Origin of the sequence: uncultured Algimonas sp., assembly GCF_947498175.1 — a bacterium.
In the GTDB taxonomy this organism is placed as follows: domain Bacteria; phylum Pseudomonadota; class Alphaproteobacteria; order Caulobacterales; family Maricaulaceae; genus Litorimonas.
This window is the reverse complement of record NZ_CANMJB010000008.1, coordinates 76,400-103,112: the sequence shown is the minus strand read 5'-3', so window position 1 is coordinate 103,112 and position 26,713 is coordinate 76,400. Positions and strand designations below refer to the sequence as shown.

23 protein-coding genes, 1 tRNA gene and 1 pseudogene are annotated in these 26,713 nt (G+C 56.5%); 13 read left to right on the top strand and 12 right to left on the bottom strand.

What is annotated here, in order from left to right; translation table 11 throughout:
• Positions 1 to 207: 207 nt before the first annotated feature.
• Both Q0718_RS11530 and Q0718_RS11525 read right to left on the bottom strand, forming a co-directional pair.
• A complete protein-coding gene (locus tag Q0718_RS11530; RefSeq protein WP_298917963.1) occupies positions 208 to 945 on the bottom strand; it encodes an SDR family NAD(P)-dependent oxidoreductase in 738 nt (245 codons plus the stop codon).
• Between the two features lie 10 nt (positions 946 to 955).
• A complete protein-coding gene (locus Q0718_RS11525; protein ID WP_298917961.1) occupies positions 956 to 2,077 on the bottom strand; it encodes a zinc-binding dehydrogenase in 1,122 nt (373 codons plus the stop codon).
• 129 nt (positions 2,078 to 2,206) lie between these two features.
• Between Q0718_RS11525 and Q0718_RS11520 the strand changes: the two genes are divergently transcribed.
• Positions 2,207 to 2,587 (top strand): hypothetical protein, encoded by a 381-nt coding sequence (locus Q0718_RS11520; protein WP_298917959.1) that lies wholly within the window; start codon positions 2,207 to 2,209, stop codon positions 2,585 to 2,587.
• A gap of 12 nt (positions 2,588 to 2,599) precedes the next feature.
• Here Q0718_RS11520 and Q0718_RS11515 read toward each other — a convergent pair whose 3' ends face one another.
• From Q0718_RS11515 to hppD, 6 genes are read right to left on the bottom strand one after another with little or no spacing between them, the layout of a single operon-like run.
• Positions 2,600 to 3,241 (bottom strand): CoA transferase subunit B, encoded by a 642-nt coding sequence (locus tag Q0718_RS11515; RefSeq protein ID WP_298917957.1) that lies wholly within the window; start codon positions 3,239 to 3,241, stop codon positions 2,600 to 2,602.
• Positions 3,242 to 3,245: 4 nt separating this feature from the next.
• Entirely contained in the window at positions 3,246 to 3,944 is a 699-nt protein-coding gene (locus Q0718_RS11510; protein WP_298917955.1) for a CoA transferase subunit A, read from the bottom strand.
• A complete protein-coding gene (locus tag Q0718_RS11505) occupies positions 3,944 to 4,954 on the bottom strand; it encodes a fumarylacetoacetate hydrolase family protein (RefSeq protein ID WP_298917953.1) in 1,011 nt (336 codons plus the stop codon). Before Q0718_RS11505 ends, Q0718_RS11510 begins: the two co-directional genes overlap by 1 nt.
• Before the next feature lie 9 nt (positions 4,955 to 4,963).
• Positions 4,964 to 5,599 carry a maleylacetoacetate isomerase gene (maiA, locus tag Q0718_RS11500; protein WP_298917951.1) on the bottom strand — a complete coding sequence of 212 codons (636 nt, stop codon included), beginning with the start codon at positions 5,597 to 5,599 and terminating at the stop codon, positions 4,964 to 4,966.
• Positions 5,596 to 6,168, bottom strand: a complete 573-nt coding sequence (locus Q0718_RS11495; protein ID WP_298917949.1) for a VOC family protein — start codon at positions 6,166 to 6,168, stop codon at positions 5,596 to 5,598. Before Q0718_RS11495 ends, maiA begins: the two co-directional genes overlap by 4 nt.
• Positions 6,168 to 7,292, bottom strand: a complete 1,125-nt coding sequence (gene hppD, locus Q0718_RS11490; protein WP_298917947.1) for a 4-hydroxyphenylpyruvate dioxygenase — start codon at positions 7,290 to 7,292, stop codon at positions 6,168 to 6,170. The genes Q0718_RS11495 and hppD overlap by 1 nt, the downstream gene beginning before the upstream one ends.
• Positions 7,293 to 7,379: 87 nt before the next feature.
• Here hppD and Q0718_RS11485 point away from each other — a divergent pair, with 87 nt between their 5' ends.
• The 3 genes from Q0718_RS11485 to Q0718_RS11475 all read left to right on the top strand — a co-directional run bounded on the left by Q0718_RS11485 (position 7,380) and on the right by Q0718_RS11475 (position 9,542).
• The gene (locus Q0718_RS11485; protein ID WP_298917945.1) at positions 7,380 to 7,868 is read left to right on the top strand and encodes a MarR family transcriptional regulator; all 489 of its coding nucleotides are present in this window, start codon (positions 7,380 to 7,382) and stop codon (positions 7,866 to 7,868) included.
• 96 nt (positions 7,869 to 7,964) lie between these two features.
• Positions 7,965 to 8,041, top strand: a tRNA-Arg gene (locus Q0718_RS11480).
• Between the two features lie 127 nt (positions 8,042 to 8,168).
• Positions 8,169 to 9,542 (top strand): DUF6538 domain-containing protein, encoded by a 1,374-nt coding sequence (locus Q0718_RS11475; RefSeq protein ID WP_366523880.1) that lies wholly within the window; start codon positions 8,169 to 8,171, stop codon positions 9,540 to 9,542.
• Here Q0718_RS11475 and Q0718_RS11470 read toward each other — a convergent pair.
• Entirely contained in the window at positions 9,511 to 9,672 is a 162-nt protein-coding gene (locus Q0718_RS11470) for a hypothetical protein (RefSeq protein WP_298917942.1), read from the bottom strand. The two genes, Q0718_RS11475 and Q0718_RS11470, sit on opposite strands and share 32 nt — an antisense overlap.
• A 580-nt stretch (positions 9,673 to 10,252) precedes the next feature.
• On the opposite strand from Q0718_RS11470, the gene Q0718_RS11465 reads away from it, so the two are divergent.
• Genes Q0718_RS11465 through Q0718_RS11445 form a run of 5 tightly spaced genes read left to right on the top strand, consistent with a single transcriptional unit; the run spans position 10,253 to position 19,816 of the window.
• On the top strand, positions 10,253 to 11,323 hold the full coding sequence (locus Q0718_RS11465) for a Fic family protein (protein WP_298917940.1): 1,071 nt from the start codon (positions 10,253 to 10,255) through the stop codon (positions 11,321 to 11,323).
• Entirely contained in the window at positions 11,324 to 14,176 is a 2,853-nt protein-coding gene (locus Q0718_RS11460; RefSeq protein ID WP_298917938.1) for an SNF2-related protein, read from the top strand.
• Positions 14,177 to 14,198: 22 nt separating this feature from the next.
• Positions 14,199 to 15,380 carry a hypothetical protein gene (locus tag Q0718_RS11455; RefSeq protein WP_298917936.1) on the top strand — a complete coding sequence of 394 codons (1,182 nt, stop codon included), beginning with the start codon at positions 14,199 to 14,201 and terminating at the stop codon, positions 15,378 to 15,380.
• Between the two features lie 16 nt (positions 15,381 to 15,396).
• The gene (locus Q0718_RS11450) at positions 15,397 to 17,130 is read left to right on the top strand and encodes a site-specific DNA-methyltransferase (RefSeq protein WP_298917935.1); all 1,734 of its coding nucleotides are present in this window, start codon (positions 15,397 to 15,399) and stop codon (positions 17,128 to 17,130) included.
• On the top strand, positions 17,123 to 19,816 hold the full coding sequence (locus Q0718_RS11445; RefSeq protein WP_298917933.1) for a DEAD/DEAH box helicase family protein: 2,694 nt from the start codon (positions 17,123 to 17,125) through the stop codon (positions 19,814 to 19,816). The genes Q0718_RS11450 and Q0718_RS11445 overlap by 8 nt, the downstream gene beginning before the upstream one ends.
• A 616-nt stretch (positions 19,817 to 20,432) precedes the next feature.
• Here the strand turns inward: Q0718_RS11445 and Q0718_RS11440 are convergent.
• Positions 20,433 to 21,485: an LD-carboxypeptidase gene (locus Q0718_RS11440; RefSeq protein ID WP_298917931.1), complete on the bottom strand. Its 1,053-nt coding sequence runs from the start codon at positions 21,483 to 21,485 to the stop codon at positions 20,433 to 20,435.
• A 479-nt stretch (positions 21,486 to 21,964) separates the two neighbouring features.
• On the opposite strand from Q0718_RS11440, the pseudogene Q0718_RS13730 reads away from it, so the two are divergent.
• The 4 genes and pseudogenes from Q0718_RS13730 to Q0718_RS11425 all read left to right on the top strand — a co-directional run.
• A pseudogene (locus Q0718_RS13730) lies at positions 21,965 to 22,147 on the top strand (exo-beta-N-acetylmuramidase NamZ domain-containing protein); the annotation flags it as partial.
• Positions 22,101 to 22,382: a hypothetical protein gene (locus Q0718_RS13725; RefSeq protein ID WP_366523882.1), complete on the top strand. Its 282-nt coding sequence runs from the start codon at positions 22,101 to 22,103 to the stop codon at positions 22,380 to 22,382. The pseudogene Q0718_RS13730 and the gene Q0718_RS13725, both read left to right, overlap by 47 nt.
• Positions 22,383 to 22,446: 64 nt before the next feature.
• Entirely contained in the window at positions 22,447 to 23,340 is an 894-nt protein-coding gene (locus tag Q0718_RS11430) for an N-acetylmuramic acid 6-phosphate etherase (protein WP_298917927.1), read from the top strand.
• A gap of 126 nt (positions 23,341 to 23,466) precedes the next feature.
• Positions 23,467 to 24,207 (top strand): GntR family transcriptional regulator, encoded by a 741-nt coding sequence (locus Q0718_RS11425; RefSeq protein WP_298917923.1) that lies wholly within the window; start codon positions 23,467 to 23,469, stop codon positions 24,205 to 24,207.
• Here the strand turns inward: Q0718_RS11425 and nagA are convergent.
• Entirely contained in the window at positions 24,204 to 25,367 is a 1,164-nt protein-coding gene (gene nagA, locus Q0718_RS11420; RefSeq protein WP_298917921.1) for an N-acetylglucosamine-6-phosphate deacetylase, read from the bottom strand. The genes Q0718_RS11425 and nagA overlap by 4 nt on opposite strands.
• Positions 25,367 to 26,407: an SIS domain-containing protein gene (locus tag Q0718_RS11415; RefSeq protein WP_298917919.1), complete on the bottom strand. Its 1,041-nt coding sequence runs from the start codon at positions 26,405 to 26,407 to the stop codon at positions 25,367 to 25,369. The genes nagA and Q0718_RS11415 overlap by 1 nt, the downstream gene beginning before the upstream one ends.
• Positions 26,408 to 26,713 lie beyond the last annotated feature (306 nt).

Below are 26,713 nucleotides of genomic sequence, written 5' to 3'. Positions count from 1 at the left end.
TCCTCCCCCGCGAGGGGGAGGTGCCGAACGCAGTGAGGCGGAGGGGGACATACGAAAAAGCCCGCCGTCAGGCGGACGTTCATGGGCTTGCAACGCGCCGTTTCCTCTCGCGCCCTTTGGGGCGCGTGTCCGTACCGGACAAGGTTTGCGACGAACGGCTTCGCCGTTCTTAGACCCGCACGCGGGACGCAAACCTATCGGCCAGCATCAGTCGCGTCTGTAGATCCGCTCCATCACCCGCGCCAGGGTCGCGTCCGGGAGCAACCGGGCGGCGTGGGCGGAGAGGCGGTTGAGGCGGCCGGGGACGCGGATCGCGCGGTCGGACGTATAGAAGGCCAGCAGTTCGGCGGCCACTTCGTCCGGGTCGGCCAGATGGTCCTGCAGCGTCGCCAGCGCGTCGATGTCGGTCATTTCGGTCTTGATCCCACCCGGTTCGAACACGCCCACGCTGGTCCGCCCGTTCCATTCCTCGCGCAGGGCGAGCGCGAAATTGTGCAGGAAGGCTTTCGTGCCGGAATAGACGGCTTGGTAGGGCAGCGGGATCTGACCGGCCATCGACCCGACGAAGACAAGCCGGCCGCCCTCCAACGCGTCGTGGAGGCCGCGCGCCAGGCGGATGTTCGCCATGACGTTGGTCTCGATCATGGCCGCGTCGAGCGCGTCGGAGCCGTCGGCGAACCGTCCGACATCGGTCACGCCCGCATTCAGCACGGCGCCCGTCAGCGGCCCGGCATCCGCGCACAGCGCCTGGATGCCCTCGGGGTCCAGCAAGTCGAGGATGCGCGTCTCCACGCCGGCATGGCGTTCGGCCAGGTCTTCCAAAGGGTCGGGGCGGCGCGCCGTCGCGACGACCTTGGCCCCGCCTTGCGCCAGCAGAACGGACAGCGCGCGGCCCAGCCCGGAGCTGGCCCCGGTGACGAGAACGCGCTGGTCCGAAAGCGGCAAGACCCCCGCCCTAGAGCTGCGGATTGACGAGGAACTTCTCGCCCGTCTTCTTGGCGTTGTAGCGCGCGACGATGTCGGCGTTCAGCGCATCGGCCAGACCGATTTCATCGGTATAGGTGGAGGCGAAGGTGGTGGTCAGTTCGTCGGCCACGCGCTTTCGCAGACGCATCGCCGTTTCCATCCCCGCCTTGGCGAGGAAGTTGGGCAGCAGCCAGCCGCCCACGCCCCAGGCCATGCCGTAGCCGCGCGTCAGAGTGGTCGGCGAGGGATCGAGCGACCCGTAGAGATAGACCTGCTTGTGGTGGACCGACCCATAAATGCTGTAGGCTCCGGGCGTGCGGGCCGCCGCGCCTTCCATGGCGGTCAATATGTCGGAGGCGAGCCGTCCGCCCCCCGTCGCGTCGAACGCCAGCGTCGCGCCGGTCTCGTGCACCGCGTCGATCAGCTGTGGAATGAAGTTGTCGTCCGAGCTGTCGACCACATGGGTCGCGCCGATGGATGCGAGCAGCTCCGCCTGCTCTTTCCGGCGCACGATGTTGACCAATGGGACTTCGTCCGCCTTGCAGATCTTGACCAGCATCTGGCCGAGGTTCGAGGCGGCCGCCGTATGGACCAGAGCGGTGTGGCCGTCCTGGCGCATTGTTTCCGGAAAGCAGAGCGCGGTCAGCGGATTGACGAAGGAGGATGCGCCGTCGCGCGCCGTATGACCGTCATTGAGCGGCAGGACCTGCATGACCGGAACGGCGCGGTATTGCGCGTACATGCCGCCGCCCATGGCGGCGACCGTCTTGCCCATCAGCGCCTTCGCCGCCGGGCTGTCTCCGGCCGCGACCACCGTTCCGGCGCCTTCGTTTCCGATGGGCAGGGCTTGGCCGATCCGGCCCTTCATCATGCGCATCCCCTGCCCCGGCACGGGCGCGACCAAGGCATCGCCTTCGTTCTTTGCCTGGCTCATGTCGGAATAGCCGAACATGACGCCGTGGTCGGACGGGTTGATCGGGGCGGCCTCGACCCGGATCACTACCTGGTCCGGTTTGGGCACGGGCATGGGCTTGTCGACCGTTTCCAGCCGCAACCGCCCGTCCTCCGTCACGGTGGAAACCAGGGCTTTATAGGTGTCGGGCAGGCTCATGCGGTCGTCCTTCGGCTAGGGGCTTTGCGCCCTGACTAGCCTGTCGCGCGGCCGCCCTCCACCCTTCATGCATGAATGCGAGGTCGGCATGCGCTGGACAGCACCGGACCGGCGGGACAAGGGGACCGCATGTCACGCACCGCGAAGCTCGCTCTCATCCTGCCGTTCCTGCTCGGCCTGTTCATGTCGGTGCAAGCTGTCTTTCTGCCGGAGCGCTTGCGCGAGACGCTCGGCGGGCTCGCCGCGACGGGACCGGTCGGGGCGGCCAGCCTCTATGCGGATTTCCCGGCCTATTTCCTAACCTACACGATCGGCATCGGCGCCGCCCTGTTCGCCGGGCGGCGCGATTGGCTGTTCGCCCCGATCGCCTTGTTCGGCCTGACGGCGGTCGGCCGGATCGGGCACGGCCTGGTGAACGGTTTCGTGCTGGGCGCGCTGATGCCGATCGGGGTGGAAATCGTTGCCTGCGCGCTGATGGCCTATGCCTGGCGCAGCCGACCCGTGACCTAGCCGGCCGATAAGCTAGCCAACCAAGGCGGCCGCCGTCTTGGCGGCGACATCGTCCGCGCTCACGCCGGGCGCGAGTTCGACGGTCTTCAGCCCGCCCCCGTGGTCCTTGGCGACCACATCGAACACGCCGAGGTCGGTGATGATCCGGTCCACGCAGGCCTTGCCGGTCAGCGGCAGGGTGCATTCCTTGAGCAGTTTCGGCTCGCCGCGCTTGTTGGTGTGGTCGGTCACGACGATGACGCGGCCGACGCCCGCCACGAGGTCCATCGCCCCGCCCATGCCCTTGACCAGCTTGCCCGGGATCATCCAGTTGGCGAGATCGCCGTTTTCCGCCACTTCCATCGCGCCGAGGATCGCCATAGCGATCTTGCCGCCCCGGATCATGCCGAAGCTGGTCGCGCTGTCGAAGAAGGCCGTGTGCGGCAACTCCGTGATGGTCTGCTTGCCGGCGTTGATCAGGTCGGCATCCTCCTCGCCCGCCACGGGAAACGGTCCCATGCCGAGCATGCCGTTTTCCGACTGCAGCGTGACGCTCATCCCGTCCGGGATGTGGTTGGCCACCAGCGTCGGTATGCCGATGCCGAGATTGACATACATGCCGTCTTCGAGTTCCTGCGCCGCCCGCGCGGCCATCTGGTTTCTGTCCCAAGCCATGCTCTTACGCCTCCCGCACGGTGCGCTGCTCGATGCGCTTCTCGTGCTCGCCCTGGATCAGGCGGTGCACGTAGATGCCGGGCAGGTGGATGTGATCGGGGTCCAGCTCGCCCGGCTCCACGATCTCTTCGACTTCCATGACGCAGATCTTCCCGCAGGTGGCGGCGGGCAGGTTGAAGTTGCGAGCCGTCTTGCGGAACACCGCGTTTCCGGTCGTGTCGGCCTTCCAGGCCTTCACGATGGCGAGGTCGGCGACGATGCCGCGTTCCAATATGTAGTCCTCTCCGTCGAAGCTCTTCACCTCCTTGCCCTCGGCGATGACGGTGCCGACGCCCGTCTTGGTGTAGAAGCCCGGGATCCCCGCCCCGCCTGCGCGCATGCGTTCGGCCAGCGTGCCCTGCGGGTTGAATTCCAGTTCCAGCTCGCCGGAGAGATATTGGCGCATGAATTCGGCATTCTCGCCGACGTAAGAACTTGCCATCTTCTTGACCTGCTTGGTCTGGAGCAGCAGCCCTAGCCCGAAATCGTCCACGCCCGCATTGTTGGAATAGACGGTCAGGTCTTTCGTTCCCGCATCGCGGATCGCCGCGATGGCCAGCTCCGGAATGCCGCACAGGCCGAAGCCGCCCGCGGCGATGGTCATGCCGTCGAACAACACGCCGTCCAGCGCGGCAGCCGCGGAATCGTAGACCTTGTTCTTCATCAGACCGCTTTCACCTGTTGGTCGATCGCGCCGAAGATGGAGTTGCCGTCCGCGTCGAGCATTTCGATGCGGACCGTGTCGCCTTCGCTCATGAAGGGCGTGACGAATTCGCCCGTCTCGATCTTCTCGATCATGCGCAGCTCGGCGATGCAGGCATAGCCGCGGCCGCCGTCCTCGACCTTCTTGCCGGGCCCGCCGTCCTCGCCCTTGTTGGACACGGTGCCGGAGCCCACGATCGTGCCGGCCAGCAGCGGCCGCGTCTTGGCCGCGTGGGCGACGAGGCGCGCGAGGCTGAACGTCGCGTCCTGATGGGCATGCGGGCGGCCGAAAGGCTCGCCATTATAGTCCACGTTGAGCGGACGGTGAACCAGTCCGTCGGCCCACAGGTCGCCGAGTGCGTCCGGCGTCACGGCAACCGGCGAAAAGGCGCAAGGCGGCTTGGACTGCACGAAGCCGAACCCCTTGGCGAGTTCCGCCGGGATCAGGCCGCGCAAGCTGACATCGTTGCAGAGCAGGACCAGCTTGATGTGGTCCAGCGCGTCCGCTTCGCTGACGCCGAGCGGCACGTCGTCGGTGATGACGGCGATCTCGCCCTCCATGTCGTAGCCCCAGCTCATGTCGGTGAAGGGGATGGGATCGCGCGGGGCGAGGTTCGGGCCGTTGACGCCCTGATACATGAGCGGATCGTCGTAGAAGCTCTCCGGCACTTCGGCGCCGCGCGCTTTGCGGACCAGTTCGACATGGTTGATATAGGCGGAGCCGTCCAGCCATTGCGCGGCGCGCGGCAGCGGGCTTTCGCACTCGGTCTCGTCGAAGGGTTTGGCGTCGGCGTTCCCACTGCATAGATCATCGCAGCGCTTTTGCAGCATGGTCGCAACATTGGACCAATCGTCCAGCGCCGCTTGCAGGGTCGGGGCGATGTCAGACGCATCGACATAGGTGGACAGGTCCGGCTTCACGACGACCAGTCGGCCGTCGCGCGTGCCGTTCTTGAGGGTGGCGAGTTTCATGGTCAGTCCTTAAGTCGCGTCGATTTGCGTGTCGGGGTGAGCGCGCTGGAAAGGCTCCAGCGTCGCGCAGATGGTTTCAATACGCCGGATCAGGGGAAACGGCTCCAGATTCGTTTTCCAACGCCGCGCATTGTAGAGGCGCGGCATCAGGACGATCTCGAACAGCGACGGCGTTCCGAACGGCAGATCGCCCATCCAGTCAGTGGCTTCGAGACGCTGCTCGATCGGGGTGAAAGTCTTGTGGATCCAACGTTCCTGCCAGGCGATCACGGCCGCATCGTCCGCCCCGAATTCGGAGCGCAGATAGGTCAGCACCGGCATGTTGTTGGGCGCGTGGAGTTCGGTCGCGACGGCGAAATAGAGATCGCGGCACAGTGCGGCCATCGCCGGATCGTCTGGCACGAAGGGCGCCTGCGAATACGTCCGGTCCAACCAGTCGATGGCCGTCAGGGACTGCGTGATCTGCAGATCGCCCGTGTCGAGGAGCGGCACGGTGCCGTGCGGATTGACCGCCTGGTAGGCCTCGCTCCTATGCTCGCCTTTGAGCAGGTTCACCGGGGCATAGTCGTAATCCAGGCTCTTGAGGTTCAGCGCGATGCGGACGCGGTAGCTCGTGGAAGAGCGCCAGTAACCGTGGAGCTTCACTGAGCGGCTTTCTTCGCGTTCTCCGCATTGGCGATCTCATGTAGCCAGGCGGCGTGGCGGGGCGCTTTCTTGGTCTCGCTCCATTCGTCCAGCATGGGGCGCGACACGCGCTTGAGTTCGGCATATTGCTCGGCTGTCCCGATATCGGCGGCCAGCTCGACGCGGTGGCCGTTCGGATCGAAGAAGTAGATCGACTTGAAGATGCCGTGATGGGTCGGGCCGAGCACGTCGAGACCCAGGCCTTCAAGATGCTCTTTGGCCGCGGTCAACTCGTCCTCGCTCCCGACCTTGAACGCCAAGTGCTGCACCCATTCCGGCGTATTGCCGTCGCGCCCCATGTCGGGCTGTTCCGGCAGCTCGAAGAAGGCCAGCACGTTGCCATTCCCGGCTTCCAGGAAGACATGCATGTAGGGATCGTAGGCGCCCGTGGAGGGCACATGGTCTTCGGCGAACGCCTTGGTGAATTCCATGCCGAGCGCGCGCTCATAAAACTCGACCGTTTCCTTCGCATCCTTGCAGCGATAGGCGACGTGGTGAACGCCGCCCAAATTGACGGGATGCGTGGCCATTACGCAACCTCCTCGGCAGCCTTTTGAACCTCCAGCACCCCGCGTTCGATCTGATCACGCTCGATGCTCTCGAACAGGGCCTTGAAGTTCCCTTCCCCGAATCCGTCTTCGTAATCGCCAACGCGCTGGATGAATTCGAAGAAGACCGGACCCACGCGCGGTTCGGCGAAGATCTGCAGCAGCAGGCGCGGCGTGCCGTCCTCCGTTGTCCCGTCCAGCAAAATGCCGCGCGACTGCAAGGCTTCCACGTCCTGGCCGTGCCCCGGCAGGCGCTCTTCCAGCATGGCGTAGTAGGTTTCCGGCGGCGCGGTCATGAACGGCACGCCTAGTTCCTTCAGCTTGTCCCAGGCCGCGACGATGTCGTCGCAGATCAGGGCGATGTGCTGGATGCCTTCGCCGTTATATTCGCGCAGGAACTCCTCGATCTGGCCCTTGCCGTTCTCGCCTTCCTCGTTGAGCGGAATGCGAATCTTGCCGTCGGGCGCCGTCAGCGCCTTGGACGTCAGGCCGGTATATTCGCCCTTGATGTCGAAATAGCGGATTTCGCGGAAATTGAAGAGCTTTTCGTAGAAATCCGCCCAGTAGGCCATGCGCCCGCCATAGACATTGTGCGTCAGGTGATCGATCCGCTTGAAGCCGCAGCCTTCCGGGAATTTCTCGACACCCGGCAGGACATCGAAATCGATATCGTAGATCGACAGCACGCCCCGATCCCGGGCGCTTTCGTCATTGTAGCGATCGACCAGATAGATGATCGAATTGCCGATGCCGCGAATACCCGGGATGCGCAGTTCCATGGGTCCGGTCTGAACATCGACGGGTTCCGCCCCCTGCTCCAGCAAATGGGCGTAGGCCGCCTTGGCGTCACGGACGCGGAACGCCATGCCGCAGGCCGACGGGCCGTGCTCGCGGGCGAAATAATGGGCCGCGGATTTCGGTTCGTAATTGGTGATCAGGTTGATGCCGCCTTGGCGCCAGAGATCCACGTCCTTGGAGCGGTGACGCGCGACTTTCGTGAAACCCATCGTCTCGAAGACAGGCTCCAGAACGCCTTTCTCGGGAGCGGAGAATTCGACGAACTCGAAACCGTCGAGTCCAGCGGGGTTTTCAAACAGGTCGGCCATGACGTGATCTATCCTTGCATCGGGCGGGGTCAGGTCACATATAATCGAAACAGGTTGCAATAACAACCATTTTCGGGATGACGCGTCATGACCCCCTCCTCGACCGACCGATCGGACACCGATCTCGATGCGCTCGAACCGCTCAGCCTGGATGCCAGCTGGATCTACAAGGTCGCCGTCCTGGCCGACCGCGTCGCGCGCCATACGTCGCAGACCGCCTCGGACGTGGCCGGCCTAAACCTCAGCCAATGGCGCGTGCTGGCCGCCATCGCCGACGAGACCGGACGCACCGCCTCCCAAGTCGTCGCCCTCACCCCGATGGATAAAGGCTTGGTCTCGCGGGCCGTCGCGACCTTGGTCGAGGCCGGACTGGTCCAGCGCGAAGCGTCCGACCAGGACGGCCGCCGGGCTCATCTGCATCTCACGCCGCGAGGCCGTCAGACCTATGACCGGATCATCGACCGGCTCCGCCTTTCCGGTGGGCTCGGCTGGAACATGCTCAGCGCGTCCGGGACGGATCGCTTCCTAAAAACGCTCGACCGGCTGATCGGAACCTATCCCCGCGCCAAGGGCTGACGGACACGCCGCCCGATCCACTGCGAAAGCCTGCAAACCCCGCGCGAAAACCCCTTGCCCCCCCGCCCCGCCCCGACTAAAGCCCGCCGCCTAGACGCACCGGTAGCTCAGCTGGATAGAGCACCAGACTACGAATCTGGGGGTCGGGGGTTCGAATCCTCCCCGGTGCGCCATAAACCAAGCTCATATTTTCTATAAGTCGTTGGTTTCCTTAGGGAAATTAGCGTTGTCCTTAACGGTCCTCCTACGTCCTCTTCTATTGGGGTCCAGATTGGGGTCCAAGCTGGGGTACATAGAAATATGTCCATACGTCGTAACCACTACCTCGAACAACGCGGCCACCGTTGGTACTATGTGCGCCGCGTTCCAACCCAATACAGATGCATCGACACGCGCCGCCGCGTGAAGGTCGCGCTCCTCACAGACTCGCTCACCATTGCCCGCGAGAGGCGGGACGCCCTTATGGATGCCGACGAGCATTTCTGGGAAAGCTCACTCGCCAAGCACATGGGCACGACCGTCGAAGAGACACCCGAAATGTGTCGCTATCGCAGCGCCAGACGCCGTGCGCGGGCCATGGGTTTCGAGTTCAAGCCAATGGCGAAGATCGCTGCGTTCGAGCCTGTCGAGACTATCGTTGAACGTGTCAAAGCACTTGCCAAACCTGACGTAACAGACCGCGAAGCAGAAGCGACCTTGGGCACGATAGAGCCTCCCAAGGACACGGTGCGCGATGCGTTTAAGCTCTATTGCGACAAGCTCAGCATTGGCGAGACGAGCACGAAATCGCCTGAGCAAATCGTGCGCTGGAAGGCGACAAAGGCTCGTGCGGTGGAGCACTTCATTGCGCTTTGCGGCAACGTCACGATGGACGCCTTGACGCGAGATCACGGGCGGCAGTTCTACGACTGGTGGGGCGAAAGATTGCGCCCGGACAATCGCGAATGCCGAACCTATCGCCCCAATAGCGCCAACCGAGAGCTTGGAAATATGCGCCAGTTGTTCCGTGAATACTGGACCTATCAAGGCGACGAGGACCGCGAAAACCCGTTCCGCAAGCTCCGCTTCAAGGACACACCCGCCGAGCCGACACCGCCTTTTCCAGACGATTGGGTACGCTCAAACGTCATCCAGCCGAACGCACTGGAAGGCATAAATGAGGAGGTGCAGCTCATCGCCTACGCGCTCATCGAGACCGGGTGCAGGCCGAGCGAGATCGCCAATCTACGCCCGGAGAACATCTGCCTGGACGCCGACGTGCCGCATATTCGCATCCGGCCCACGTCGAAACGAGAGCTTAAATCCGTGTCGTCGCGTCGTGATATTCCGCTCATCGGCGTGTCGCTGGAGGCCATGAAGCGAGCCCCAAACGGCTTTCCGCGCTATCGGGATCGCGGCAATTCGCTGTCCGCTGCGCTGCTAAAGAGCTTCCATAATCGCGGCCTCATGCCGACCGACAAGCATTGCATCTACAGCTTCCGCCACGCCTTTGAGAGCCGAATGTTGGAGGCTGGATTGGACTATGGATTGCGCTGCACACTCATGGGCCACAAGAACAATCGCCCCCAATATGGCGATGGCGGGTCGCTCGCCTACCGCCACGCAGAGCTTTCAAAGATTGCTCATCCGGTCAGCCGAGCCTTCATTGAAAGCTTGCCGAGTTTGGACCGCTAGCGCCCTCTTTCAGCAAGTCATCGAGCAGCTTTTCGCGGTCCTCGATAGCTTTCAGCTCGCGCTGCAAACGCTCCATGATCGGCCAAGGCGCATCGCCAAACTTGCGGATGATGCCTGCAAGCGTCGTCATGGCTTGCCGAATGTCGTCAGCGGTCGCGGCGGTCTGTGGGGAGTCAGTCATGGTCAAAACCTACCACGGGAAGGCGTTTTCGCGCCAGCGAAGCGTTGCAGGCGGGAAGAGGATGGATGAGGAATCTGGGCTGGGCACGGGTCAGGGCGTGGAGTGCAAGATAAAAGGAGGTGTATACACCTAGGGCCTAAACCCTTTCTGCACATCGGTTTTTCGTGTCGACACCGCGAAATGGGTGTATACACCAGTTCGCGTTTTTCTCAGGTTTTACTGAGGTTTTTCGTGTCTCCACCAAGGCTCAACCCTTTTGCAGCCTCTTCGATCCTCTTCCCAGCGGTTGGTCAAAACTCTCCGATATCGCCGAGAACCAATGGTGCAAACTCGCCTCAGTTCGTGCGCTATCGCTGCCGCATTGCGCACGTTCCGGCTGTTTCGTGCGTCATTGGCCTTATCCGTTAGGTCGCTAAGTTTTCTTAGTGGCAGCCTTAAGAAAAGATTCGGCCATATCCTTTCTTAAGGGTCAGCTCTCGGCTGAGAATCACGGCGGATGACAATCGGGTGTAATTGGGTATAAACGGGTATGGACTACACCCGATTAGATATCCGTTTCGGCCAAGACCTCGTCAAACTCGTCGCCGAGGTGGACGAGTTCAAAGGGCGTTGGGATGCGCTCAAAACGCTCGCGCCGGATCGCCTGCAAAGCTTGCGCAAAGTCGCGACGATTGAGAGCATCGGATCATCCACCCGGATCGAGGGCGCGAAGCTCACAGACGCGCAGGTCGAGAAACTACTCACCAACCTCAAAACGCAGAGCTTCCAAACCCGCGATGAGCAGGAAGTGGCAGGCTACGCCGAGGCGATGGATTTGGTCTTCCAAGCGTGGGAAGACATGGCCGTCACCGAGAACCACATCCGGCAGCTCCACAAGACGCTCTTGCGCCACAGCACGAAGGACGAGCGGCATAGGGGCGGCTACAAGACGCTCGACAATCACGTCGTCGCTTTTGAACCGGACGGCGAGGAGCTAGGCGTCGTCTTCGAAACGGCCACGCCATTCGAGACCCCGCGCGAGATGGAAGCGCTGGTCGCCTGGACGCAAAAAGCCATCCGCGAAGAAGCGCTACACCCGCTCCTCATCATTGCCGTTTTCATCGTGCAGTTCTTGGCGATCCATCCCTTCCAAGACGGTAACGGTCGCTTGTCCCGCGTGCTCACCACACTCATGCTGTTGAGGGCTGGCTACGCCTACGTGCCCTATGCGTCGCTTGAAAGCGTCGTGGAGGAGAACAAGGGGCAGTACTACAACGCGCTCCGGCGAACGCAGAAGACGCTCGCGGATGAGCCAGATTGGGAGCCGTGGATTGGATTCTTCCTGCGGGCTTTGAAGAAGCAGGCGAGCATTCTGGCGGCGCGGGTTGCCGATGAAGGTATACGGAAAAAATCTGAGCAAAGACTTCATCCTTTGTCGCAACAGATTTTAGAGTTGTTTCATGATGCAAATCGACTGACACTCTCTCAAGTTGTTAAACGTACAAATGCGAATCGAAACACTGTGAAGGTCAGAATGCGAGAGTTGGTCGCATCGGGTCATATATCGCAACACGGGAAGGCTCGCGCGACGTGGTACGAGTTGGAGAGGGCTAAGACCTGAATGACAATCGGCTATCAACCGCTTCACGGATATTTCAATGCTCACCACCTGACACTTGAAGGGACGGACGAAGGGGCATTCACCCGTTCACTTTCATCCGCCCGTGTTGAGATGAATCCTCACCAAGTAAATGCGGCGTTGTTTGCTCTTAGCTCACCGCTTTCAAAGGGTGTGCTCCTCGCGGACGAGGTTGGGCTGGGTAAGACAATCGAAGCTGGGTTGGTCATCTCTCAACGCTGGGCTGAGATGAAGCGGCGTATAATTCTGATCGTGCCTGCTTCGCTCCGAAAACAGTGGGAGCAAGAGCTGTTTGAAAAGTTCTCTCTAAGAAGCACGATCTTAGAGTCGGCGACTTACAAGAAGATGGTTTCTTCCGGCAAGCGAAGACCGTTTGAGGACGCAGGCAACATCGTCATCTGCTCCTATGCATTCGCCGCAGGAAAAGCGGACGAGCTACGTTCGGTAAATTGGGACCTCGTAGTGTTCGACGAGGCTCATAAGTTGAGGAACGTTTATAAGAAGGGTGTGTCGAAACGAGCGAAAGAGCTAAAAGCAGCTCTGCAGGACTCCTTCAAGATTTTGCTCACAGCAACGCCACTACAAAACTCGTTGTTGGAGCTCTACGGCATCGTCTCGATAATTGATGAAGAGCACTTTGGCGGCATCAATGCTTTCAAGGCACAGTATGTCGGCGCGTCGGCGAACCCGGCAAATATGGAGATACTCCGTGAGCGCCTTAATCCAGTATGTCACAGAACGCTGCGGCGACAGGTTCAAGAAGCGGGGCAGATCAACTTCAAGCGTCGGCACGCTGTAACGTTCAGCTTTGATCCTACCGATGCAGAGTGGGAGCTTTACACAAGGCTTTCTGATTTCCTGCAAAGGACTGACACCGTCTCTTATGGAGAGCGTGCGAACCAACTCGTAGTTCTGCAAATCAGGAAGATACTGGGTTCATCGACATTCGCGATATCGAAGTACTTGGAAACACTACTCGCTAGACTTCACCGCCATCAAGCCGCGTCTGTCGATATGACGGATGATCTCGATGACTTCTCCGTAGTCGTAGAAGAAGACATCGATGACTCGTGGGATGATGAAGAATCTAGCGATGAAGTCGATCTCGAAAAAGTGGCGGCTGAGGTTGTCGAAGTCAAAGCCATGCTGGACCTGGCTAGGTCCATTGGCAGCAATGCGAAAGGGGACAAGCTAGTCTCTCAATTGCCAAGCGCCTTCGAACAAATCGTGGAAAAAGGCGGGCAGCGAAAAGCGGTCATTTTTACGGAGAGTGTCAGAACACAGAAGTATCTCAAGGAGCTTCTAAGCGAGCGAGGCTATCGTGGTCAGGTTGTCATACTTAATGGCTCCAACTCCGATCCTGACAGCCGGGCAATCTACAAAGCTTGGAAAGAGAAGCACGAAGGTACGGACAAAATTTCTGGCTCTAGGACCGCCGACATGAAAGCGGCTCTAGTCGAAGCCTTCAAGCAAGACGACAAGACCATCTTCATATCGACAGAGAGCGGAGCCGAAGGGATTAACCTGCAATTCTGTTCGTTGCTGATCAACTTTGATTTGCCTTGGAATCCACAGCGGGTTGAGCAGCGCATTGGGCGGTGTCATCGCTACGGTCAAAAGATCGACGTGACGGTCGTGAATATGCTGAACTTGAAGAACAAAACAGAAGAACGAATCTACGAGCTTCTCAGCGAAAAATTTCATCTTTTTGATGGTGTGTTCGGCGCAAGTGACGAGGTTCTCGGCTCTATCCAAAGCGGTGTCGCCTTCGAAAAGGAGGTGCTGAAGATTGTCCAGAAAAGCCGGACGGACGAAGAGGCTGAGGCAGAGTTCAAGAAGTTAGAAGCCGAGCTGCAAGACAAAATCGATGCCGACATCGAAGCCGCGAGAAAGAGCGTCTTGGAGCAGATGGACGGTGAGGTAATCTCCAAGCTGCATAGCCGAGAGAAAAAGCTAACGGATGCGCTCGATGATTTTGCGAGGCGTCTGATGATCACCGCAAGAGCAGAATTTCCAGAAGCTCATTTCCCCTCAGATGCGCTCGCCCGTTTTGTACGGGAAGGGCAGACGCACACAACTGAATGGCCTGTCGCCGATGACAATGACTGGCAATTTTTCCGAATATCGGACGGCCTGGGTGAGCAGACCGTCAAGTCTGCGATGGAGCGAGACTACCTAAGCCATGTCCATCAGATGACATTCCATCCTGACCGATACCCTTTCACTGGAAAGGTTGGCGCTTTGGATGATCTCAAAGGCCAATCAGGTTGGTTGAAGGTCTCGAAGGCAAAGATGCCAACGCCCAAAGCAAGGCGAGAAGAGCTTTTATTCTCGTGCTACAATGATGCGGGCGAGAGAATTTCCCCCGACATCGCGAAGAAGCTGATGGTTGTGCCGGCGTCATCCATGGAGCTCTGTCAGAGAGAGCTCGATCCACTGACATTGGATCGACTGGAGAACGAAGCGTTCAACGGATTTTCGAAGCGAGTGAAGGAAGAAAATTACGGTTGGGTACTGGAAGAGGAAACGCGCCTCGACCGTTATGCCGACGACATTCAAATTGAAATCGATGCCAAGATCAAAGAGCTGGAAGCGTTGATCAAGGAAAAGAACCGCGAGAAGCGTGACCCCATGCTGTCTATGGAGGAGAAAATCGGCGTCAGCAGAGAGGTAAAGAAATTGCAGGGCGACCGGGACAAGCTGGTCCTCACGATGCACGAGCAGGTCGCCAAGGTCCGGCAAGATGTCAGCGATAAGCTGGATGATTTTATGGAGAGCTTGAGCCAAGAACCTGTGCTCGAGCCCCTTTTCACACTGCGCTGGTCCGTCGCCTGATCCGTTGTCGTGGCTGGGTACATTGGCCGATTTCGGCCCCGCTCCCCTCGCGGTTGATGTCTATTGGGAAAGCTACCCCGGAAAGAAAGCTCATATCTGGAAACTGTGGGGGCAATCCGGCTGGATGCAGGTAGCCGAAGCAAAACTCGAGACGCCGCTATCATCACATAGGCAAATCATTGCCTGCTATTGCGATGATCATGGGCGAGCCATCCAGACCTGGCTCGGTGACCGCATTTTCGATATGCGCGCCTCCCTGCCGACGTACATGCACCAAGACCCACCCGAAGAGCTGCCTGACTTGATGGAGGGTCTCTATTGGGACTTCCTCGGCCGATGCGACATGAAGAGCTTACGGGCCTTAGAGCAAGCAGAACGAAAACTGGACGAGGCCATTAACGCGATCGAGGATGAAGCGGACCTTGGCCTAAGGGACGTCAACGCCTTCATTTTCAATCTTCGCCGAGAGCGGAGAGCTCCCGAATGCTTGCCGGAGAGGCGTGCCGCGATCCGAAAACGAATAGGGGACATGGAGGCTATGCGTCCGAGCTTGCTCAAAGCCCTTGACGCATCGGTCCGAAGCTTGCGCGACAATCATGACCAGTTTGAAGCCGACACGTATGAGGGCTTGTCCTGTCATGGGCGCATCGACGTGCTCTATACAGTTCGATGGACTTTGCGGTCGCGGCATATGAGCAAACCGATCAACGCATCCCTATGGTCGGAGGACCGATGGGCAGAGAATCTGAATCCCTTCGGTGCGTGGCGGACACAACACAAAACATGTGTTCCAGATCGACTCCTGGCGAGAGGAACGAAGAAGGCTCCGCCGAGTCGGGCAAGTGCGGAAGCGAAAGCGGATACTAAAGACACGAAGACGCAAAGATCGATTCAGCAAACACCCGCAGTACCGAGGATGGCAGACACAGTAGCTGCGGTAATTGCGGGCAAAGTCCAACCTGAAAGCCTGATTTCACAAAGCACCAGACTTCCAGGCTGGGGCCATCGGGAGAGAAAGCGCCTTGTCAGACAGACCATGGCGGAACGCCGCAAAGGTCACCTGTCAAAACTGATCCTGTCGCGGATTGGCTACAAAAACGGCCAGGCGCTGAAAACGGCACTGATAGCACTAGCCACGGACCGACAAATCAGCACAGATGACGCAATATATCTCTACAAGATTCTTTCAGACGTAAGTGAATAGCCGAGGCGACGCGAGAATGGCGAAAAAGCAGAAACTTGAATTGACTTGGGTCGGTAAGGATGAGCGGCCTAAGCTTGAACCTCGCATTCTCATCGAGGACCCGGAGAAGTCGTATCACGCCAAGGTTCGTTATAGCGATGACGATAATTTCGATAACATTCTTATAAAGGGCGACAACCTCCTCGCGCTGAGGGCATTGGAGCAGGAGTACGCGGGGAAGATAAGCTGCATATATATTGATCCGCCATATAACACTGGGTCCGCATTTGAGCATTATGATGATGGTCTAGAGCATTCAATATGGCTTGGGCTTATGAAGGATCGGCTAAAAATACTGAAAACTCTTTTGAGCGATGACGGCTTTATTTGCTGCCACATAGATGACTCTGAAGGCCATTATTTGAAGGTCCTAATGGATGAAGTTTTTGGTCGCGAGAATTACCAAACTACCTTCTATATCCAGGTCAGATACGCCGGAAAGACCCTCAAGCAGGATATGAATTTTCATAAGCAAGTTGAGATGATCCATATCTACAGAGGGGCATATGGAGCGACACCAAATTTGAATAAGAAAAAAGCCTCCTTTGAAAAGTTCAAGTTTTACATCGAAGAGAAGGCGTCTGGGACGCCAATCAGACTGGGCGGGAAGGATACGGTAATCTTCCAACCTGAAGAATATGAGATTGTTAAAGGAGAAGGCTCCGAAGACGGCAGAAAAGAAATCTGGGCTACCGGTAGTATTTTAGACGGTAATTCGTCGGGTCGGTTTTTCAGGGATAACCTTGCTGGTCGTTTCAAACAGGACGGTTATAAAGTTTTGTATAAAGTGAAAGGTATTGGCGACGACAAATTTGAACATCGATACTTTACGGGACCCAAAAGAGTTGGCGCGACGAAAGGGAAGTATTATCAGGGCGTGCCGATAAGCCAGCTTGAAGACAGAGAAGCTTTTAAAACCACGCCGATCGAAAATTTTTATGATCTCGCGGGGGCTTTTGGAAACTGTAGATTAGAGGGGGACGCAGACTTTCGAAGTGGAAAGAAGCCTGAAGCGTTGTTGCAGATTATACTGAAGCATTTCAGCAAACCAGGGGACATTGTTTTGGATTCCTTTGGTGGCTCAGGCTCAACTGCGGCGGCCGCACATAAGCTTCGTAGAAAGTGGATCACAGTTGAGATTGGTCAGCAAGCAGATCTTCATATCCGCCCCCGCTTGAAGAAAGTAATCTCGGGAGATGATCAAACCGGCATAACCAAACAAGCAGATTGGAAGGGTGGCGGAGGCTTCCGTTATTACTCGTTAGCGCCCTCACTCCTCGAAACCGACAAGTTCGGCAATTGGGTGATCTCCAAAGACTATAATCCTGCCATGTTGTCGGAAGCCATGTGCAAGCATATGGGATTTACCTATGCGCCGTCGCATGATGCCGACGAATACTGGAAGCATGGCTATTCGACCGAAAGTGACTTCATCTATGTCACGACGCAGAACCTGACCCACGACGCCTGCAAGAAGCTCGCGGATGAAGTTGGCAAGGGGCGAAGTCTGCTGATCTGCTGTAAGGCATATAGTGCGAACGCTGAGAGCTTCGATAATCTGACGCTGGTGAAAATCCCGACTGCCATCCTCGCAAAATGTGAGTGGGGGCAGGACGACTACTCGCTTAATGTCGAAAATCTCCCGATGGCCGATGCGCTGGATGAAGACGATGACCTGCCGCTCTTCCCGGAGGACAGTGACAATGCGTAAGCCTCACATTGACGAAGCCAAGATCAAGCGCGGCATCGGCCAGCGCTTGTCGCTCCGCACACCGCAGGAAGAGTCCCTTGATATTCTAGCGGATGTATTAGGGTTGATGGACTTTGACCAAACCACGGATGTAAAAAATCTGCTGGCTGAGATTGCCGCGAAATACCCTACTGTCGAGAGCTTCGAACGTCAGTTTCCGTCGCTCTGTTTTGCTCTCGCTACGGGTGTCGGTAAAACCCGCTTGATGGGTGCGATGATCACCTATCTTTTCCAGACGGGACGGTCGCGAAACTTTTTCGTGCTCGCGCCCAATACGACCATCTATGAGAAGCTGATCGACGACTTTTCAGTGCAGTCCTCGCCCAAATACGTGTTTCGCGGCATTCGGGAATTTGCGCAAAAACCTCCGGTCATCGTGACAGGTGACACCTGGGAGCAAGGCCGTGGTGTGCGCGGCAGTGACCTCTTCGACGATACGATCATAAACATCTTCAACGTCGATAAGATCAACAAGGACGCAGGCCGTATCAAGGGATTCAAGGAGACGATTGGCGACTCTTACTTCGACTATCTGGCAGGTCTGGACGACCTCGTCATGTTCATGGACGAAGCCCATCGTTACCGCGCCAAGGCCGCGACTAAGGCGATCTTCGAACTATCGCCTAAACTCGGGATCGAGTTGACCGCCACGCCGAAGACAGTCGGCGCAAAGCCCAAGGACTTCAAGAACGTCATCTATTTCTATGGCCTCGGCAATGCGATGGCAGATAGCTATGTGAAAGAGCCTGCCGTTTTGACCCGCGCCGACTTCCGAAAGGATGGCCTCGACCAGGACCAGCTTGAGCAGATCATGCTCGAAGACGGCATCCACTATCACAACCACGTCGATGCAGAGCTTGATCTCTATGCCAGACAGACAGGCCGCAAGCGCGTCCACCCCTTTATGCTGGTTGTCGCGCAAAACACGGAACACGCCGCTGCGATTAGGGCCAAGATCGAAAGCGACTCCTTCTTCAACGGTGCATTCATCGGTCGCGTGGCCGAGGTGCATTCGAAGCTAAAAGGTGATGAGAGCAATGAAGCAATGGATCGATTGGTCGGTCTGGAAACGACGAATGACACGGATATTGTCATCCATGTGAACAAGCTCAAGGAAGGTTGGGATGTCACGAACCTTTACACCATCGTCCCCTTACGCGCTTCAGCTTCAGAAATCCTAACGGAACAGACCCTTGGGCGAGGCCTACGATTGCCTTACGGCGAGAGGACAGGGAACCCAGACGTGGATCGTCTAACCGTTATCGCCCATGATAAATTTCAAGACATCGTTGACCGCGCCAAGGCTGACGATTCTGTCGTAAAACTCAAGACCCTGACGATTGGAGAAGGTGGGGATATAAGCGACGATACCAAGGTCATCGTGGAGTCTGTGCCCGCCTACATCGCCGCGATGACTGGTGCGGCTACCGTTGAGTCTCAGATTGGGCTGGAGGTCAATGACGCCCAAAGTCAGTCGGAAATTACATACAACACACCGATAGAGCAGGAGACTGCAAAGGATATTCTCAACGTACTGAACGCCATGGGCCACGTAGTCTCAGGCGCAAACGAGCTATCAACGGCAGACAGACAGAAGGAAATCGTCAAGCGCGTTTCGATGATGCAGGAGCGACAGCAAGGCGCGCTTGAAGGGATAGTAGATGCACCGGACCTGGAAAGAATGGTCGCTCAGGTCACAAAGGTCTTTACTGAAAACCTCATTGAAATCCCAGACATCGTGGTCTTGCCGAGCAATGAAGTGAACTTCTGGTTTGAAGATTTCGACCTAGATACAAGCAATCAGTCCCGGTTCCAGCCGATTTCAGAGCGGCTGATAATCCAACAGTTGAGGGATGAAATCCGAACGGAACTCGCTAGGACACTAGATGCGCCGAAAGAAGAGCGCGTTGAAAACTACATTGTCAAACATCTGATGGACTATCCCGATATTGACTACGATAGCCAAGCTGAACTCCTTTATAAGCTCGCGGGTCAGTCTGTCGCTTTCATTCAAAGCTATGCGGAGGGCGATGAGGCCGTCGAGAATATCGCACTGTCTCACGGCCGTCAGCTTGCCGAATTTATCTATAGGCAGATGAAAAAGCACTATCGGCAAACCCCCGCAGAATACATCCCGAAGGTCACGCGGTCCTATCGTGCTTTCACAGGCCGACAGTTCTCATTCTCACCGACTAAGCAGCTATTTCTCAATCAGGCGGCCAAGCCTTTGTCTGCTACGAAGAACTTCGTTTTCAAGGGCGGGAACAAGTCTCCAGACCACTTCCATAAGTTCGATTCTGATCCCGAGCGTCGCTTTGCAGTCCTCATCGACAGCGATTTCGAAAGCGACGTTCTCTGGTGGCTGAAGCCAGCGCCGAAGCAGTTCAGGATCGAATATGACACGAACAAACCATACGAACCGGACTTCGTCGTTGAGACAACAGACCTGAAGCTAGTTGTCGAAGTTAAGGCTGATCGCGATATGCAAGATCCTGTTGTCCTCGAAAAGAAGCGGGCCGCTGAGACGTGGGTGTTCCATGCAAACCAGTTCGAGACCGGCGGAAAGACATGGAAATATTTGCTGGTTTCGGAGAGCGATATCAACGCCAGCGCGACCCTTGAAGGCGTTATTGCGAAGTGCGGATAAGATAGACGACCCGCTAGAGAAGGGCCATCGACCACATACCCAGCCGCAGCCTTTGGCCTGCGTCCTCGCCGGACGGGCAGGCTATTCGCTTAACGCTTAAGCTACGAATAGCCTCTGGCTTGGCGGGTCTGGCGCGCTAGTTCTGCGCCAGATCGGCGCGAAAGCGCTGGGGGGTGGAAAGCAGTTGAAACCAAGGGTGCGTTGACAACCATGCACCTTATAGGATATTGAAATACATAGAAAATATAGCCTTGGGGCCGCCCATCCCCGGTGCGCCATAATACCCTTAACACGCACACTCAAGGTATTGGAAAACCTGCGTTTTCCTTGTCCAGCCTACAACGTCCTTAGATTACATGACATTTGTACGACAGATCATGTAATATTAGAGCGGTGCAACGTGGCCGAGATGCAAAGCCTGAACCAAAACCTTCAGAATCGTGGTGGGCACTTGCATTAAATCCGGCACATTCAATTACGCCCTCACACAATTGATTTTAATACCGGTAAGACTAAAACTTCTAATTTTTACATATCTACAGTCGTATAGAAGCAGAAGACGCCTTAGATTACAGTTGTGATCGTCACAGAAAACCTTTTTTATTCTATACATGCGCTATAAATAACTCACTGCGGCTTCCAATAAGCGAAGTGTTCCATTATCGGCATTAAGCTCTGCCCTGATGCCGAGAGGCACGGTAAACTGGTCGGCCATATGGCCAAAAAATGCGCCGTGGAAAACCGGTATACCGAGCGGTTTGAAGTGCTGACTTAGGATTTCGGCCAGCTCGAACCCACTCCCATTTGACGTCTTACAGTCGGTGCATTGGCCAAACACAATACCCTTCAAACCACTTAACAGGCCCGCTTGTCCCAGTTGCGTCAGCATCCGGTCGACACGATATTCAGCCTCGCCAATATCTTCCAAAAATAGAATGCCACCATCCGTATCAGGCATATAGGGTGTTCCGACCAAAGCCGTCATAACGGTTAGGTTCCCGCCGACGAGATAGCCCCTTGCCGTACCTCCAGTAATCGTCTGCGTGCGCCATTTGCGCTGGACAAGGCGATCACTATCGAGAACGGGATTGGTGTAAGTCGGCATTGCGCCGCCAAAGAGCAGAGGATGAAAATATTCCAACGTCCTTTTGCCCCAGGCACTGGCGGCATTCGGTCCGTGAAAGCTGACAAGTCCCGTTTTCGCCTGTAGTGCCAGATGCAGGGCGGTGATGTCGCTATACCCGATAAGCGGTTTTGGATTGGCCCGTATCAGATCGTAATCGAGAAAGGGCAGTATCCGCGCAGAGCCCCAGCCGCCACGCACGGCCATGATGGCCTTAACCGATTCATCCGCAAACATAGTGTTGATGTCCGAGGCCCGCTCTTTGTCCTGCGCAGCGAAATATCCAAAGTCCTCACCGACATATCGACCGCGCCGAGGCACAAGACCCAATGCCGTCACGACCTCTTCAGAGATCTGGTATTCAAAGCGCTCCAGGCTTTTGCTGGCGGGAGAGACCAAGCCGACCACATCCCCTGCCTTAAGGCGCGGCGGTTTTATCTTCGAAAAACCGGTGGTCTGCGAAAACGCCGGAACCGCGTTTCCGACCATACCGGCGAGGGTCAACGAGGCGGACAACGCCAATAGATGTCTTCGTTCAACTTCCATGATCCGCACTCCTCGTTAAGCAAAATCAATGGCAGAGACATGGAGCGTGTAAAGCCAAATCTTGACAATTACGGGCATTTTCAGACAGCCTAAGCACCCTTTCTGATGTACAACTTCAACATTCTCCAGTCAGAATGGGCTTCTACAAAGTCTATGGTCCAGAGGCTTGCGAAATGCACCAAAGGTCTGTCTTGCTCGAGCCATCAACGTTATAATCATGTGTCCTGTAAACCCAAGACCGATGAATGTTTTCAATTTGTTGGCATATTTTGGTCTGTGTCTCTTCATATGCTGCCAGTCTGCAGTCGATGTCGTGCTGCAACCCGGCACGCTGAAGGTCGGGGCGGGTAGTTCAGAACTTTTCGACCTCTGCCTAAAGATCGATCCGTCTCCGTGGTTGCCAATTAAACCTCCATGACCGGAGATATAACATCTCGTCGATGCGCCACTTGACGCAAATATTTCGGTCCGCAAGTTTTTTCGCGCCCGAGCATGGATTCCGCGGAACAAGCGATGCGGGCACGAATATCAATTATAGCGTTGATGCGCGGACTGGTTTGCCGATATATTCTCTCTACGGACAGAACAAGAAACCGACATCCGCGCACCTTGACGATGTGGATATCATCTTATTCGACATCCAGGACGTCAGCGTTCGATTTCGAAGCGGATCCAGCAGGCCTCCGGTTGACGTTGCGCTGGCTGATCGATTTCCATGCGGCGCTTTCCGAAGATGACCGGTTTTTTCCGAACAATTTCTTCAACAAACTGGCCAGGAACGATGCGCTCATGGCGCAGATAAAGATGGGTCTGGAAGAGCATGAAATCCGGACGACTTGCCAACAGGATCTGAAGGAGTTCCGTGTGGTGAGAGAGCGGTATCGTCTTTACCAGTGAAGGGCACATATTGACACGATCATAGCTGAGACTAGTCTATTTTCTCATAGTTCACGGACCCCCAATGACTGAAGAGACGAGCCGTAAATATGTTGATCTGGACATATGGCCCGTCCGCGAGGCCGTTCAGGCCATGTATGACGGACAAGTGGACGCCGTCGCCGCCGTTCAGTCGGCTCTGGACGACGTTGCCAAAGCAGCGGAAGCGGCTGCGCTCAGACTGGGAGACAAAGGACGTTTGGTCTATGTCGGTGCTGGTACGTCCGGGCGCTTGGCGGTTCTGGACGGATCCGAGCTTGGTCCGACCTTTGGCTGGTCCTTTGACCGGCTTGTTTTCTGCATGGCAGGCGGCACGGAAGCGCTGATGAAAAGCGCCGAAGGCGCCGAAGACTCGACAGAAGACGGCCGGAACGCAATCCAGGATGTCGATATATATCCTGACGATGTCGTATTTTGTGTCGCGGCCAGCGGGCACACACCTTTTACGCTGGGTGCTTTGAAAGAGGCGAAGGCTCGTGGCGCAATGACGATCGGCATTGCCAACAATGTTGGAACTCCCATATTGACGGAGGCCGACTATCCCGTCCTTGTCGAAACCGGTAGCGAAATCATTGCTGGGTCGACGCGCATGAAGGCCGGGACTGCGCAGAAAGCCGTTCTGAATATGTTGTCGACCACCATTATGACCTGCCTCGGCCGCGTCTATAATGGCTTCATGGTTGATATGATCATATCCAATACCAAGCTCGAAGCGCGCGCCGTGAACATGGTGAGCGAAATCGCGACATGCTCGGCAGATGCGGCGCGTGCGGCGCTCATGGAAACGGACAATGACATCAAGGCGGCTATATTAGTCTGTTTCGGCGCCAGCGTGACGGATAGCGAAACAATACTGAAACAAGCGGGTGGAAATTTGCGGCAGGCCTTATCCGATATGCAAGGTTACGTATCTTCGTAGCACACTCGCATGGATTTACTTCTGGTCGAAAGTCGATTGTGCGATATTCCTCACTAGAATGATGCGGCATGATTTGTAATGTCGCACCAAGAGGATCTACCACGATCATCTTTGAAGGGTTGCCGAATGCGTCTGACTGATATCGGCCCCGACAAGTCCGTCTCCACACCGCACTACATGCAAATCGCCAAGAAGATCCGCGTCTGCATTGAGAATAACGAGATCGAGGCGGGCGAGGCCCTCCCCTCCGAACGCGAACTGTGTCAAACCACAGGGGTATCGCGCGTAACGATACGACGAGCGCTTGGCGTTCTGGAGGCGGACAAGGTCGTCAAGCGCAAACATGGCGCCGGGACTTTCGTCCTGCCGCAGGTCGAGCATTTGGGGTCAAGTCTGAAGGGCTTCACCAGCAATGCCGAGACAAAAGGTCACAAATCCCAAGCGATCTGGATCGTGAAGGCCTACGGCATGCCGACCGCCGACGAAGCCACGATCTTGCAAATATCGGAAACAGACAAGGTCGTTCGTCTCGGACGTGTCCGGCAGTTCGAAAACGAACCCGTCGCCATCGAACATGCCGTCGTTCCAGCGCGGCTATTGCCTAGCATCGATGAAATCGACGAGTCGCTGTATCATGCCTTGGAAAGTCGAGGAAATCGTCCGGTCCAAGGCACGCAAAGGGTTAAGGCCTCGCTTGCCAATCCCACCGAGGCCGGGCTTCTGTCCGTAAGGGAATTCAGCGAGGTTCTACGGATCGAGCGGCGGTCTTTCCTGAAAGACGGTACGCCCGTGGAATTGACTCGTTCGGCCTATCGAGGTGATCGGTACGACATCGTCATGGATCTTGGAAATGACCAGTTGAGCTAGGGAGTTTCAACATCGCTAAAGGAAGTTAGGCATCCGTTGATCCAACTGTCAACGATCTTGTAGCTGTCATCGACGAGGATCAGATTGGCTTGCCGGCCCGCTTTTATTTCACCCATCTGTTCACCTAGTCCAAGGAAACGGGCGGGAACGGCGCTCGCCATGCGCACGGCCCGGTCGAATGTAACATCTAGCCAGTCCGCCGCATTGATAACGGCACGCATCATGTTCAGGTTCGACCCTGCCAGAACGCCCGACTGTGTGACGCATTTTCCGTCCGTGACACTTATATCCATTTCGCCCAGGGAAAACCGCCTGTCGGTCGTGCCGACACAAGGCATCGCATCTGTGACCAGAGATATTTGATCTTCGGTTTTCGCTCTGATCGCCAGTCTCAGCATGGCGGGATGAACGTGATAGCCATCGACGATAATCCCGCACCAAGCGCGCGCATCTTCCAAAGCGGCGGAGATGATGCCGGGTTTCCGACTCTGCAACGGAGCCATGGCGTTAAAGAGATGAGTGAAACCCTTAAGGCCTGCATCCATAGCCTCGAGGGCATCATTGTAATCAGCCTCTGTGTGACCGGCAGCAATGACGACCCCGCGATCTCTTAGGCATTTGATGGTGTCGAGTGTCGTCATTTCTGGAGCCAACGTCACGAGCGTTTTGCCGTGCTTCAGACTTGACAGGAGATCAATCTCGTCATCACCAATCGTTTTGAATTTCGATGCGTCATGAACGCCTTTTCTGTCTGCGTTTAGAAAAGGTCCTTCCAAGTGAATACCGAGAACGCCGGGGACTTGCTCGGAAATAGCCGCGTCGACAGCGGCAATGGCTTCGGCCATCAGCTCCAGATCGTCGCTGATGAGCGTTGGAAGAAAACCCGTTGTTCCGAAAGCGCGGTGCGCCCGGCCGATCTCCTTGATCCCCGCGACGCTGGGGTCATTATTGAATAGAACACCGCCACCACCGTTGACCTGCAAGTCTATGAAGCCTGGCAGTAAAAGCGCGCCTTCTATATCTTGCACCGTCGTCCCGGCCGTCTCCAGCACAAGCGCCGCTCCTACATCGACGATCCGCCCTTGATCAATGACGACCGTGCATTCGTCCTTTAACCCTTCGGGCGTCATCACCCTCGCATTGGTTAAGGCAGTCAGCACTACAGAGTCTCTGTGATCTTGCTGAGATATTGAGGAGCATCGGGGTTAAGCCCCCGGCAAACGGATAATTCGTTAACGAAACGATAGAAGGTCTGGATCGTGGTCATCGGCATCAACTCCGGAATAACATCGCCGATTGAACGAAGCTGCACCGCTCCCTCATAAGAGTTGCCGATCGAGAAAATTTTCGAGGAACGGGATGTAAAATCCCGTGCGACAGCATCGATACTGGTCTGAGTTTCATCTCCGGTCACAAAAATTATTACGGGATAATCGCCTTTGACCAATGCCATGGGTCCGTGCCTGACTTCCGCCGCACTGAAAGCTTCGGCATGAAGAGAGCAGGTTTCCTTGAATTTGAGGGCAGCCTCTTTGACAACGCCCATAGCCAGCCCACGACTAACCGTCAGGAGTGATGGAACTCGTTCCAAAGGTGCAATGGCGTCGTTCCATGAGGTCTGGAAGGCTTGTGACAATTGATCGGGCAGAGCAGGAAGCGCGCCGAGCAGCGTTTTTACCTGCGCCCATTCGGCAACCATGTGTGCAATGGCAGACATAGTGCAGATGAACGTTTTCGTGGCGGCTACGCTCACTTCGGGACCAGCTCTGATCGGAATGACTTCATCAGACAAGGCAACCAGCGGAGAGTTTTCATCATTGATTATGGATACGACGAACGCGCCTCCGCGTTTGGCCGCAGCTGTGGCTGACAGAATATCCGGGCTCTGTCCTGATTGTGAGATGGCAAGGAACAACGTATTTTCAAGCGCTTGCGACACGGCGAAAACAGAACTTACAGACGGGGCCACCGCAAGGACCGGCAAACCCGTACGAGTCTCGATGAGATAACGTGCATAGACGCCGGCATGAGATGAGCTGCCTCTGCCGCAAATCATCACAAGTTTAAGGTCATTACGGAAAAAATGGCGGCCAAGCCGACCGATCAAGGATGCGTTTTCGATGAGCTGGTTCTGTACCTTTATCGAAGCTTCGCCAGCTTCCTGATACATTCGAGTCTGATCGCTGTCGATGTTGAACATGGAAGGTTTTAAATGACACTAGTTTTGCCACCAATACAATACCAGTATTGCCGATCATCTACATTTCCGCTCTTCCACACTATAAGGCTGGACTTATGATAATGCCATTCGTTGGCAGCGTCTATTCAACCTTTATCGCGGCAGCCTGCAGCGAGAAACGCTCAAGCGTATTTTCTAGACATCGATGCCGATGGGGCAAACTCAAAAGCATGCGTGACTGATCACAAGGAGTCGTCATCGGCAATCGTGTGTTGAGGCCTAGGAATAAGTAAGTTGTCGCAATAGAGATTCAATTCGATTTGTGCC